The sequence below is a fragment of the Clostridium ljungdahlii genome (assembly GCF_001636845.1).
In the GTDB taxonomy this organism is placed as follows: Bacteria; Bacillota; Clostridia; order Clostridiales; family Clostridiaceae; genus Clostridium_B; species Clostridium_B ljungdahlii_A.
Genome location: NZ_LITT01000062.1, coordinates 1 through 13,260, shown reverse-complemented (window position 1 = coordinate 13,260; position 13,260 = coordinate 1). Strand labels below are relative to the sequence as shown.

At 32.1% G+C, this 13,260-nt stretch carries 11 protein-coding genes; 3 read left to right on the top strand and 8 right to left on the bottom strand.

Annotated elements, in window-relative coordinates; all coding sequences use genetic code 11:
• Window positions 1–26: 26 nt before the first annotated feature.
• The 8 genes from WY13_RS16870 to WY13_RS16835 form a co-directional block, all read right to left on the bottom strand.
• Window positions 27–1,976 (bottom strand): DNA gyrase/topoisomerase IV subunit B, encoded by a 1,950-nt coding sequence (locus WY13_RS16870; protein WP_063556756.1) that lies wholly within the window; start codon window positions 1,974–1,976, stop codon window positions 27–29.
• A gap of 165 nt (window positions 1,977–2,141) precedes the next feature.
• Complete coding sequence (locus WY13_RS16865) at window positions 2,142–3,515, bottom strand: sensor histidine kinase (RefSeq protein WP_063556755.1); 1,374 nt, start codon at window positions 3,513–3,515, stop codon at window positions 2,142–2,144.
• Entirely contained in the window at window positions 3,506–4,165 is a 660-nt protein-coding gene (locus WY13_RS16860; RefSeq protein ID WP_063556754.1) for a response regulator transcription factor, read from the bottom strand. Before WY13_RS16860 ends, WY13_RS16865 begins: the two co-directional genes overlap by 10 nt.
• 363 nt (window positions 4,166–4,528) lie before the next feature.
• Window positions 4,529–5,302: a lantibiotic immunity ABC transporter MutG family permease subunit gene (locus tag WY13_RS16855; RefSeq protein WP_063556753.1), complete on the bottom strand. Its 774-nt coding sequence runs from the start codon at window positions 5,300–5,302 to the stop codon at window positions 4,529–4,531.
• Window position 5,303: 1 nt separating this feature from the next.
• Window positions 5,304–6,071 carry a lantibiotic immunity ABC transporter MutE/EpiE family permease subunit gene (locus WY13_RS16850; protein ID WP_063556752.1) on the bottom strand — a complete coding sequence of 256 codons (768 nt, stop codon included), beginning with the start codon at window positions 6,069–6,071 and terminating at the stop codon, window positions 5,304–5,306.
• 5 nt (window positions 6,072–6,076) lie between these two features.
• Entirely contained in the window at window positions 6,077–6,784 is a 708-nt protein-coding gene (locus tag WY13_RS16845) for a lantibiotic protection ABC transporter ATP-binding protein (protein WP_063556751.1), read from the bottom strand.
• 130 nt (window positions 6,785–6,914) lie between these two features.
• The gene (gene corA, locus WY13_RS16840) at window positions 6,915–7,862 is read right to left on the bottom strand and encodes a magnesium/cobalt transporter CorA (protein WP_063556750.1); all 948 of its coding nucleotides are present in this window, start codon (window positions 7,860–7,862) and stop codon (window positions 6,915–6,917) included.
• A gap of 30 nt (window positions 7,863–7,892) precedes the next feature.
• A complete protein-coding gene (locus WY13_RS16835; protein ID WP_063556749.1) occupies window positions 7,893–9,041 on the bottom strand; it encodes a DEAD/DEAH box helicase in 1,149 nt (382 codons plus the stop codon).
• 411 nt (window positions 9,042–9,452) lie between these two features.
• Between WY13_RS16835 and cooS the strand changes: the two genes are divergently transcribed.
• The 3 genes from cooS to WY13_RS16820 are packed head-to-tail and all read left to right on the top strand — an operon-like array spanning window position 9,453 to window position 13,067.
• On the top strand, window positions 9,453–11,333 hold the full coding sequence (cooS, locus tag WY13_RS16830) for an anaerobic carbon-monoxide dehydrogenase catalytic subunit (RefSeq protein ID WP_063556748.1): 1,881 nt from the start codon (window positions 9,453–9,455) through the stop codon (window positions 11,331–11,333).
• Between the two features lie 19 nt (window positions 11,334–11,352).
• Entirely contained in the window at window positions 11,353–11,808 is a 456-nt protein-coding gene (locus WY13_RS16825) for a 4Fe-4S dicluster domain-containing protein (protein WP_063556747.1), read from the top strand.
• The gene (locus WY13_RS16820) at window positions 11,805–13,067 is read left to right on the top strand and encodes an NAD(P)/FAD-dependent oxidoreductase (RefSeq protein ID WP_063556746.1); all 1,263 of its coding nucleotides are present in this window, start codon (window positions 11,805–11,807) and stop codon (window positions 13,065–13,067) included. The genes WY13_RS16825 and WY13_RS16820 overlap by 4 nt, the downstream gene beginning before the upstream one ends.
• Window positions 13,068–13,260: the final 193 nt, after the last annotated feature.

Here is a 13,260-nt window from a genome sequence, read left to right as displayed (position 1 = left end):
TTCATTAACTTCGAATTGTGCATTATCTAAAATTGTGCATATTTATACATATATTTTTTCCTAGGTGCAACTACATCTCCCATTAAAAGTGATACCATCTTTTCAGCTTTAGCAGCATCATCTATAGTTATTTGCTGCAGTGTTCTCGTTTCAGGATTTAAAGTAGTTTCCCAAAGCTGGTCTGGATTCATTTCACCAAGTCCTTTGTATCTCTGTACAAGCACACCTTTTCCTATTTTCTTTTTTGCATCTGGCAGTGTCTCATCACTATAAGCATACTTAATTACCTCTTTGCCTTTATTCTGCTTATATACTTTATAAAGAGGCGGCAGTGCTATATAAAGGTGACCATTTGAAATAAGCTGTCTCATATATCTATATATATAAGTCATCCAAAGGGACCTTATATGATATCCATCTACATCTGCATCACTTAAAATTATAATTTTATCATACCTTAAATCACTTTCATTATAATTTTCAAGTATTCCGGTACCTATAGCAGTATTAAATATCTTAAGTTCTTCACTTCCAAGGACATTTTCAAGCTTCTGCTTTTCCGTATTCATAATTTTACCCTTAGAAGGCATTATAGTCTGGAATCTTCTATCCCTGGCCTGTTTTGCAGAGCCTCCGGCGGAATCACCTTCAACTACTATAAATTCACATTTTGAAGAATCCTTTAATGTGCATACGGCAACTTTTCCTGCAAGAGGAGCCGCACCTTTACCTATCTTTTTCTTTTCAGCATCATTTATCTTTTTTATCTTCTCTCTTCTTGCTGCAGCATGGAGAGCATTATTTATTATAGCAGATGCTATCTCTTTATTATCTTCTATCCACTCTGAAAGCTTTGTATAGGCAAGATCATTCATCATAGTATAGGCTTCCGTATTTCCAAGCTTTGTCTTGGTCTGACCTTCAAATATAGGATTAGTTATTTTTATCTTAACTATAGCTGTCATCCCTTCTCTTAAGTCGTCCCCTTCAAATTCTTTATCCTTTTCTTTCAGTAAATTTAATTTTTTAGCCCACTCTTTAAAAGCCCTTGTCATACCTGTTTTAAATCCACTTTCATGGGTTCCTGATTCTGTAGTAGGAATATTATTTACATAACTTGCTATATGATAGGTAGTAGAATCCGTAAACTGCATGCACACCTCTCCATACATACTTAAATCATTTATCTTTCTCTCTCCTTCAAATAATATTGGATTCTTATGAATAGGTGTTTTACTCTCATTTAAATAATCTATAAAATCTAGAAGTCCCCTTTCCGAATGGTACTCCCTTTCTATACTTTCTTCTCCAGTATTATCAATTAATTTTAAAGTTATACCTTTATTTTGAAAGGCCAACTCTTTTAACCTTTCATCTATTACATCAATTTTAAAATCAGTTGTAGAAAATACTTTGTTGTCAGGCATAAAGGTTACTTTTGTACCAGTATCACTTGTATCTCCTATTACTTTAATAGCTGTTACTGGTGTACCTGGCATATTTTTCTTTAGTAATTTATCATAGGCATATTCAAACCTCTGCTTATATATATGTCCATTTTGCTTGACTTCTACTTCCATCCAGGTAGACAGAGCATTCACTACTGCTGCCCCTACACCATGAAGACCTCCTGAAGTCTTGTACACTGAATTATTGAATTTTCCCCCTGTATGAAGTTCGGTAAACACCATTTCCACTCCATTTTTTTTCTTTACAGGATGGATTCCAGTAGGTATTCCTCTTCCGTTATCCTGCACTGACACGCTGCCATCCTTGTTTAAGGTAACATATGCCCTATCTCCAAATCCATTGGAAATTTCATCTATAGCATTGTCCAAAAGCTCCCATATGCAATGATGGAGACCTTTACTGCCAGTTGAACCTATGTACATTCCCGGTCTAACACGTACTGGTTCAAGTTTCTCCAATGAAGTTAAGGAGTTTACATCATAGACATTTCTTTCTTTGCCCTCCATAAAATTTCCCCTTTCAAATATTTATATTAATAATTAATAATTCTACATTTCCATCATATTTACGAAAAAAAACCTTCTCGAAAAAGAAGGTATTTAACTTCAAAATTATTATATAAGTAATATTTAAATTATGCAAATTTATTTTTAAAAAATATCATATAAATTTCATTCTATTGGAATCTGAAGAATGACTTGCCCTCCTCCTGTAATAGGTGAATTTCCTATATACATCTCTCCTTTATGTTGTTTTAGTATAGAATAGGCAATAAATAATCCCATGCCATAATGTGTTTTAGACGTTCTGCTGTTATCACCCATATAAAATTGTGCTGCAGCAAATTTAATGTCTCTATTTGAAAAACCTTTACCACTATCAGTAACGGTAAAGCATATGTTATCCTGAAAACCTGCCACTTTAAAATAGATTTTACTATTATCTGGTGAGTAATCCACGCCATTAGAAACAACATTCATAATTGCCCTGTATAGTAAACTTTGATCAATTATAATTTCTTGTGGCAAACACTCTTCCTCAAATTCAACCTGTAACTTTTTTGTACATGCGAGTGCATTTAATTGATTATGAATATTTTCTACAAACTTCCCTGTATTCACTTTACTTGGCTGTATGCAAAAGCCTTCTTCTGCTCTAGATAATTCAATAAGTGTTTTTATATATTTCTCAATTTGATTAGAATTTTTATGAATAAATGCTGTATATTCCTTCTGTTCTTCATTTAAAGGTGAATCTATTAATAATTCTGAATTGCCCTTAATAACCGCTAGTGGTGTTTTTATATCATGGGCAAGAGCTGAAATTTGCTTTCTTTTATCCTGTTCAATATGCCACTGCCTTTTTAAGGATTTTTTTAATTCTTCTTTCATATCTGATAGTGACAATAAAACGCTGTCAAATTCTTTTATCCCTGAATGAGTTATCTCAAAGTCCAAATCCTGTTCCTTGATTTTTTCTGATACTTCAAGTAAAGGATTTAACTGTTTTTTTAGCTTTCGTGCATAAATTGTTGAAATTATAAAAATAAGAGTAATAGATAAAAAAATAAGCATTAAAACTTCCATTCCTTGAGGATTAGGTAAATTATCATTTAAAAAGTCAGAACTATATCTCATTATAATATAATACTGAAGTATGCATAAACCATCTTTTCTTTGTATAATATAATACTGTTTCGTTGCCCAATGGTTATTATATCCCTCTCCCCTTGCATACCTTTTTGCTTCATCTAAATCTTTAGAATTTAAATCTGTTTTAACTACTTTATAGCTTTTATCAAAAACAACAAATTTACATCCTTTAGGAATAATACTTTTTGTAACATTTTGTGCTGATTGAATTTGAGATTTTGAAGCTGCAGCTAAACCTTCACTGTAATTTGCAGGCAAAAATATGTTAAACTTTATAAGTAAAAGAAATATCTCAAAATCTAATGCAAAAAAAACAATAAATGATATAATCAACGTTAATAAATATCTAAAAAAAATTCTTCTAATAGTAGGTACTTTTTTAGTTATTCCCATTTATAGCCAATCCCCCAAACCGTTTTAATTGGATATAAATCAGAAACAGCAAGCTTTGCTCTTATGTTTTTTATGTGTTCTGCAATGCCTGAACTGTCACTTTCCCTTTCATATCCGTATACAGCTTCATAAATTTGCTCTTTTGTAAATACCTGTCCCTTGCTGCGTACAAGAAATTCACAAATAGCATATTCACTTTTTGTCATAGGCACTTTTTTATCTTCTACAATAATTTCTTTACTTGCCAAATTGAATTTCATACCAGAGATAGAAATCATATTGTGTTTTTCTCTTTTCTCTCTCCTCAAGTGGGCATTTACCCTAGCACGAAGTTCTCCTGTACTAAAAGGTTTTTTTATATAATCATCACCACCTATTCCAAGTCCAAACATTACGTCATCTTCCATAGTTTTAGCAGTTAAAAACAAAATTGGACAGTCTACTATATCACGAATTTTCTCACATAATTCAAAACCATCTATATCCGGCATCATAACATCCAATAAAATAAGATCATATTTTGCATACTCATTAAGCAGAATTTTTTTTGGATTATTGACAATTGTAACAACATGTCCATCTTTCGCAAGAACATTTTTTACAAGTACTAAAATGTCCTCTTCATCATCTATTACAAGAATTTTGGCCATACAGCTATCCCCCTTAAATTAGTTAAGAAATCAACTTTCTAACATGCAAAATTTTGACTTACTATAAAAACTTTGCGAAGCACTTTTTAGAGGACAATTGACAGAAGACATAGGACAGTGAAGGTAAGTTTTCTTCCTTATGTCAGAAAACTAATTTATTTTTTAGGTTTGTTTTGCTAATGCAAAACATCGCTTAAGCAAACATCTAAAATTTATGGCTTTTATATAATTATTTACTTAGAGAGCACTCCTGAGAAACAAAAGAACATGAATTTCTTTTAAATTAAAGATTTTTCGTAGTGCAGCGGAGAAAAATCCTCCTTCACTGTCCTCTATCAATTGTCCTCTGTCCTCTCAAAAATATTATTCATCACATTTACGTCCTTCCCAAAACTCAAACCATAAAAGTTGCAGCATCAACATTGCCAAAGTATATGCACCTGTAATGTACGATGCTTTTCGAATACTATATAAAAGATAAGGAATTTCTTTATGCATAGCTGCAGACATAAAATTCAAAACAGCAAAATCACAAAACCTTACACCCCATGCCCAGGGAAGATACATCCAGCATCTATCTCCCAGTCCTGTAATCATTAGCGCAGCAATGAGCATACCTGCAATTCCTAGAAAAATAGATGCTCCCCTGCCAAACTTTAAACTGACAAAAAAACTTAATATATAAATAAATATATTACTAAAAGTAAGCCATCCAAACACCTGAAAATATAATAAATAAGGAACATTGGATACATGTAAAAACAATTTTAATCCCAAAAGTACTATACCAAGAGCTAAAAATAAAGAAAACATTCCCATAAAAATCAAGGTAATCAGCTTACTTAAACACGAAATACTTCTCGATTTTGTGCTGCCGAGCAGCACTTGAAATTGACCTGCTTGTTCTTCCTGTGAAACAACCATACTGCAAATTATTCCAATTAAAAGTGGAAATACCATGCCAAGTAATTCAAAATAAAGTACGTGCTTTTCAATAGTCTCTACCTTGTTAAATAAATTGTAACAGAACAGAAAAAAGAATGCACCTATTATTGGAATTACAATGTGAATCCAAAATATTTGAGTATGTTTTAACTTTTGAAAGTCAGCCCGTAAAGCTCTAAATAATGACAACATTTTATACCACCTCCTGATTTTTAAACCAACTTGATGTAACAGTAAGTAGTACAGCAAATAGTAGAATAGATAATACAATTCCTACAGGAATAACACCTGGTCTAAGCATTATTGTATCTTTTCCTACTGGCAGCTGTCCATTTGGAAGTATACCAAGCATAGGGCACATAAGACGACTCGTCCAACTGTAAGGACACAGCCACCAGATGGATTTCACAGCCATTGCTCCATTAAGGTCTATACCTACTGCAGTATTCAAAATAATCGGTACAAAAAATCCAAATTTCTTAGCTAAAAATAGACAAAGTGGAATTTGCCATAGTGACGTTATCACAATAACAATAGCTGCTGTAATTGCATTTATACCTGGAATAGTAACTATAGAATTTAAAGCAAACCTCGAAATAATTCTTGGTAAAGCATATTTTCCTAATATACCAACTCCTAATGCCAAAAGAATGCAAGAAAATAAAACATAAGCAGCTATAAGAATAACTTTTGAAACCCAAACTTTTTTTAAGTCAATAGGCATAGAGAAAACAGCTCTGTATTTAATTTTTTTCTCTTCTTTTTGATTTACAAGTGCACAGATAACTGCAACACTCCCCGGCAGCATAAGCATATACCACCAATTAAATGCGTTTAACTGAAAATAAACTCCTGAAAGAAAAAAAGCAAAAAATAGCGCAAAAACTGGAAAAATCAAAACAAGTTTTTTAGTCATAGTCCTTTTTAACTTTAAATTCTCTGCCTTCAAATATGAACTCATTTTAATTACCTCATTTCCCTTTTAGATTTTTTAACTACTTCCATGAAGAGTGATTCTAGATCCTCACCCGGATTGATTTTTGCTTCATACCCTAAAATTCCATTACTAATAATTCCAATGTGATCTGCAATAAGCTCTACCTCAGACAATATGTGACTAGACAAAATAACTGTTATGCCCTGATCTGGAAAAGAACGAATAAGATTTCTCAAATCTTGAATACCAATAGGATCTAGTCCATTAGTAGGTTCATCTAAAATTAAAAGTTTAGGGTGATTAAGCAGCGCAATTGCAATTCCAAGTCTCTGCTTCATACCCATGGAAAATTGGCCTGCACGCTTTTTCCCTGTGTCTGTTAAATCAACAGTTTGGAGTACCTCATCAATACGGTATTCCTTAAGTCCAAGTAGTGTAGTTCTGACCTTTAGATTTTCCCTTGCAGTTAAATTTTCATATAGTGGAGGAGCTTCAATTAGTGCTCCAATATCCTTTAAATCTTTTCTGCTCCAGGGATGTCCTTCAAAAATAATTTCACCTGAAGTTTTCTTAAGTATCCCTGTAATCATTTTTAATGCAGTAGACTTTCCAGCACCATTAGGGCCAAGCAATCCATAAACGGAATTTTCTTTTATTGCAAGTGAAATATTATTTGCCGCTAGCTGTCCTTTAAAATTTTTACATAAATTTTTTGTTTGTAAAATATATCTTTCCATCTTTATAAATCCTCCCTTATCAATTCATGTTAATTGTAAATACTAATTTTAAGGATTTTATAAGGATTTAAAAAAAATGATCTCAGTGACTTTTTATCACTGAGATCATTTTTTGCAAACTTTAATATAGTTAATAACCTTTTTTCTTAAAGAATATTACCTCACATATTGTAATAAGTGCCATTACAAATAAAACTATAAAATAAGCATACCTGTAATGTAATTCAGGCATGTATTCAAAATTCATTCCATACACCCCAGTTATTATTGTAAGAGGCATCATAATTGTAGTAATAATGGTTAAAAGTTTCATTACCTTGTTCATAGAATTTGAAAGCTGTGATGAATACAATTCCAAACAGGATGTTATCATTTCTTGTTCTGATTCTATTAAATCATATATTCTCAAAATATGGTCATATATATCTGAATAGTATATTCTATTAGTTTCAGATATTATATCATCATGTCTCAATAATGTACTTAACAATTCCCTAATTGGAGATACTGTACGCCTTAACTTCATAATGTTTTTTTTCAATTTCATTATTTCAGTTGCTGTTTGCTGAACAGGGCTCAGCATTGCTTTTTCCTCCAAAATATCTATATGATTTTCCAACTTATCCGTCAATATAAAATACTGATCCACAATTTCATCTAAAATATCATATAGTATAAAATCAGTGCCTTTAATGCATACATTTGATTTTTTCTTCAATTCAGTAAATATTTTTTTGATTATTTTATTTTCATTATAATGAATCGTTATTATAAAGTCTTTATTTATAAATATATGTATATTTTTATAAGGAAAAAATCCTTTTATTAAGTCTCCACTTGATGTAATGGTTATAAAATGATATTCATTATAATCATTAATTTTAGATCTTTTAATTTTTTGCATACAGTTTTGAATTGTAATAGGATGAAAATGAAAATGTTTTTTTAATATTGAAAACTCATGTTCTTGTGGCGTATTTATGTCAATCCAATAAGGTTCTTTAGTATTTTCAGCTTCAAATATAGCTTTTTCTAGACTTTCAAATTCTTTTAATGTATTTTTAATTAATGTAACCAATATTACAATCCCCCTGTGTATAAACAATTTTTATCTATGTTCTATTATTTTTCCTTTGTACATATCTTTTAAATCTATTTTTATATTAAATGCCTTTTCATATTGTTTTAATAATTTCTGCTCTTTATTTGTGATTATGCATATAGAAGTACCTTCCTTGCCAGCTCTTGCTGTTCTCCCTGATCTATGTAAATAATTGTCGACATCTTCTGGTATATCATAACTGAAAACATAATCTACATCCTCTATATCAAGTCCTCTTGCTGCTATATCTGAAGCTACTAATAAATTAATTTTACCTAATTTAAAACTTTCCAAAGCTCTTTTACGCTCTTTCTTGTCTTCAGCTCCATATATAGCTTCTGCTCTTAATTTATGATATTTTAATTTTTCTGTAAGTATTTCTATTTCATCTGGCTTATTTACAAATACAATGGCCCTCTTTGGATTTAATATATGCACAAGTTTTCTTAGAATTAATATTTTATCTCTTCTTTCACACATAAAACACATATGCTTTATGTTTTCATTCATAGAAGTTGTTTGTTCTGCCTTTATAAATTTGTAATCTTTCATTAAGTCTCTTGCTATATCTAAAGTTCTATCATCTATTGTAGCTGAAAAAAACATTAATTGTCTCTCCCTCAATGTAGTTTTTATTATAGCTTTAACATCGTTTATATTATTCTTATCCAAAAGTTTATCTGCTTCATCTACTACAATGGTCCTAATAGTATGCGATTTCAATTTTTTCATTTTAATAAGTTGAAGTATTCTTCCTGTAGAACCCACTACTATATGCGGCTTTTCACTTTTTAAAATTTCCACCTGTCTTTTTATATTTACATTTCCTATTATAGCTGCAGACCTAACTGGAATATCTGAATTGTCAGCTAAGTTTTTTATTACATTATGTATTTGAATTGCAAGTTCATGTGTAGGTGCAAGTATATATGCCTGAACATCCTTACTTTCAAAATCAATTTTTTGAAATATGGGAACAATATAAGCTAAAGTTTTTCCGCTGCCTGTTTCTGATTCTCCTACTATATCTTTACCTAAAAGAGCTTCTGGAATGGCTTTATATTGTATTTCTGCAGCATATTCAATTCCTTCCCTTTTTAATCCTTCTGTTATTCCTTCATTTATACCTAATTCATTAAACAAAACTTTTGTCATATGTTTTTCTCCTTAATTTTTAATACATCTATTCTTCTATTATATCAATATAGAATAATTTTCAATCAAATAAGAATTATTTTATATTTTATATTGACAAGGAAACCGAAAAGGTTTATATTATTGTTATTGGATAACAATTATTCTTTAGTTAGTTGTACTTGTAAATAAATAGTATTAATTAATATTATTAAACTATTGCAGTTTTTGATTCTTAGTATAAGTATTCTTATTGTCTTTAGCACTTAGAATACGTTATCCTTTAGGGGAAGAACTTATCCAGGGACATATCAGCCGTTAGCTCCGAGAATGTCAGTGTTACGGATGGTAGCCATGGGATGAATTTAGTTTTAATCAGTAATTTTAATAATTTAATAGTACACTTAAATAGTATAGTTTGGAGGTTTTATTATGTCAAATAACAAAATTTGTAAGTCAGCAGATAAGGTACTTGAAAAGTTTATAGGTTCTCTAGATGGTGTAGAAACTTCTCATCATAGGGTAGAAAGCCAAAGTATTAAATGTGGTTTTGGTCAGCTAGGAGTCTGCTGCAGACTCTGTGCAAACGGTCCCTGTAGGATAACACCTAAAGCTCCAAGAGGAGTATGTGGTGCTAGTGCTGATACCATAGTTGCAAGAAACTTTCTTAGAGCTGTCGCTGCCGGCAGTGGATGTTATATCCATATAGTTGAAAATACAGCTAGAAACGTAAAATCTGTAGGTGAAACTGGCGGAGAAATAAAAGGAATGAATGCTCTCAACAGCCTGGCAGAAAAACTCGGTATAACAGAATCTGACCCACATAAAAAAGCTGTACTAGTAGCTGATGCCGTGTTAAAGGACTTATACAAACCAAAATTCGAAAAAATGGAAGTTATAAGTAAATTGGCTTATGCACCTAGACTAGAGAATTGGAACAAACTAAATATAATGCCTGGCGGTGCAAAATCAGAAGTTTTTGATGGTATAGTAAAAACTTCTACAAATCTAAACAGTGACCCTATAGATATGCTTCTAAACTGTTTAAAACTTGGAATATCAACTGGAATTTATGGACTTACCCTTACAAATTTATTAAATGACATAATTTTAGGTGAACCTGCTATAAGACCTGCAAAAGTTGGTTTTAAAGTTGTAGATACGGATTATATAAATTTGATGATAACAGGCCACCAGCACTCCATGATTGCCCACCTTCAAGAAGAACTTGTAAAACCTGAAGCTGTAAAAAAAGCCCAAGCAGTTGGTGCTAAAGGATTCAAACTAGTTGGATGTACCTGTGTAGGACAGGATTTACAGTTAAGAGGAAAATACTACACTGATGTTTTCTCCGGTCATGCAGGAAATAACTTTACAAGTGAAGCCTTAATAGCAACTGGAGGCATAGATGCAATAGTATCTGAATTCAACTGTACTCTTCCTGGCATCGAACCAATAGCTGATAAGTTCATGGTTAAAATGATATGCACAGATGATGTTTGTAAAAAATCAAATGCAGAATACGTAGAATATTCCTTTAAAGATAGAGAAAAAATAAGCAGCCATATTATAGATACAGCTATTGAAAGTTACAAGGGAAGAAGATCTAAAATTAAAATGAATATTCCTAAAAACCATGGCTTTGATGACGTCATAACCGGTGTAAGTGAAGGTTCCTTAAAATCATTTTTAGGAGGCAGCTGGAAACCTCTTGTAGACTTAATTGCTGCTGGGAAAATCAAAGGTGTTGCTGGAATAGTAGGTTGCTCAAACTTAACTGCCAAAGGTCACGATGTATTTACAGTAGAGCTTACAAAAGAACTTATAAAGAGAAATATAATTGTACTTTCTGCAGGTTGTTCAAGTGGTGGCCTTGAAAATGTAGGACTTATGTCTCCAGGAGCTGCTGAACTTGCAGGAGATAGCTTAAAAGAAGTATGCAAGAGTCTAGGAATACCACCTGTACTAAATTTTGGTCCATGTCTTGCTATTGGAAGATTAGAAATTGTAGCAAAAGAACTAGCAGAATACCTAAAAATAGATATTCCACAGCTTCCACTTGTACTTTCTGCACCTCAATGGCTTGAAGAGCAAGCATTGGCAGATGGAAGTTTTGGTCTTGCCCTTGGATTACCACTTCACCTTGCTATATCTCCTTTTATTGGTGGAAGCAAAGTGGTAACAAAAGTTTTATGTGAAGATATGGAAAATCTAACAGGCGGTAAGCTTATAATAGAAGAAGACGTAATAAAAGCTGCAGATAAATTAGAAGAAACTATACTTGCAAGAAGAAAAAGTTTAGGTCTTAATTAAAATTTAGAAGGTGGTCTTTATGAAAAGAATAATGATAAATAAGGATTTATGTACCGGATGCTTAAATTGTACTTTAGCTTGTATGGCAGAACACAATGAAAATGGAAAATCTTTTTCTGATCTAGATCTCAGCAATAATTTTCTTGAAAGTAGAAATCACATATCTAAAGATGAGAATGGAAACAAGCTTCCTATATTTTGTCGTCACTGTGACGAACCTGAGTGTGTAATGACCTGTATGAGCGGTGCCATGACTAAAGACCCTGAAAGCGGCATAGTATCCTATGATGAGCATAAATGTGCCAGCTGCTTTATGTGTGTCATGTCCTGTCCTTACGGAGTATTAAAACCAGATACTCAGACCAAAAGCAAAGTAGTTAAATGTGACCTATGTAGTGATAGAGATACACCTAGATGCGTTGAAAATTGTCCAACAGGAGCAATTTATATTGAAAAGGAGGCAGATCTCCTATGAGTGGTTTAACAATAAAAATATTTTTTCATACAAAATATGTAATAATAGGAGCCAGCGCTGCTGGAATAAATGCTGCTAAAACTTTAAGAAAATTAGATAAATCCTCCAAAATAACTATTATTTCAAAGGATGATGCAGTTTATTCAAGATGTATGCTCCACAAGGTACTTGAGGGAAGTAGAAATTTAGAGACTATAAATTTTGTAGATTCTGATTTCTTTGAAAAAAATAATATAGAATGGATAAAAGATGCAGATGTAAGCACTATAGATATTGACAAGAAAAAAGTCTTACTTCAAGACAACAGCAGCTTCAAATTTGACAAACTCCTTATAGCTTCTGGTGCTTCCTCCTTTATTCCCCCAGTTAAAAATTTAAGAGAAGCTAAAGGAGTGTACTCCCTTAGAAATTTTGAAGATGTAACTGCTATACAAGACAAACTTAAAAGCACAAAACGAGTAGTAATACTTGGTGCAGGTCTTGTAGGAATTGATGCTCTTTTAGGTCTTATGGTGAAAAATATAAAGATTTCAGTTGTAGAAATGGGAGATAGGATTCTCCCCCTTCAACTTGACAAAACTGCATCCACTATGTATGAAAAATTGTTAAAAGAAAAAGGTATAGATGTCTTTACTTCAGTTAAATTGGAAGAAGTAGTTTTAAATAAAGATGGCTTTGTAAGTAAAGCAGTATTATCAAATTCGACTACTATAGATTGCGATATGATAATAGTTGCTGCTGGAGTTAGACCAAATGTCAGCTTTATAAAAGACAGCAGGATAAAAGTTGAAAAAGGCATTGTCATAGATAAACATTGTAAAACCACTGTAGATAATATATATGCTGCCGGAGATGTTACTTTTACTGCTCCTATATGGCCTATAGCTGTAAAACAGGGAATGACTGCTGCTTACAACATGGTAGGTATAAATAGAGAGTTAAATGACACTTTTGGCATGAAGAACTCAATGAATTTATTTAACCTTCCATGCGTATCCCTTGGCAATGTAAATATAGCAGATGAAAGTTATGCTGTAGATACATTAGAAGGAGATGGAGTTTATCAAAAAATAGTTCACAAAGATGGAGTAATCTACGGTGCACTTCTAGTTGGAGATATATCTTACTGCGGCGTACTGGGATATCTCATAAAAAATAAAGTAAATATAAGCAATATCCATAAAAATATTTTTGACATAGATTATTCTGATTTTTACAATGTTGAAGAAGATGGACAATATAGTTATCAATTGAGGTAAATTACTCTGTAGAGTTTCTAATCAAAAAATAGGCTATGTTTTAATATAGTGTTGAAATATAGCCTAAGTCAAGTACCACCAGCTAAGCTGGTGGCTTGATTAAGCCCTATAAGGGCATGGTACTGGCAAGCGCTACTCGCGCCCTGAATAGACCGCCAATCGCAAAACATTTCCAGCAACCACCCTTGGTGGC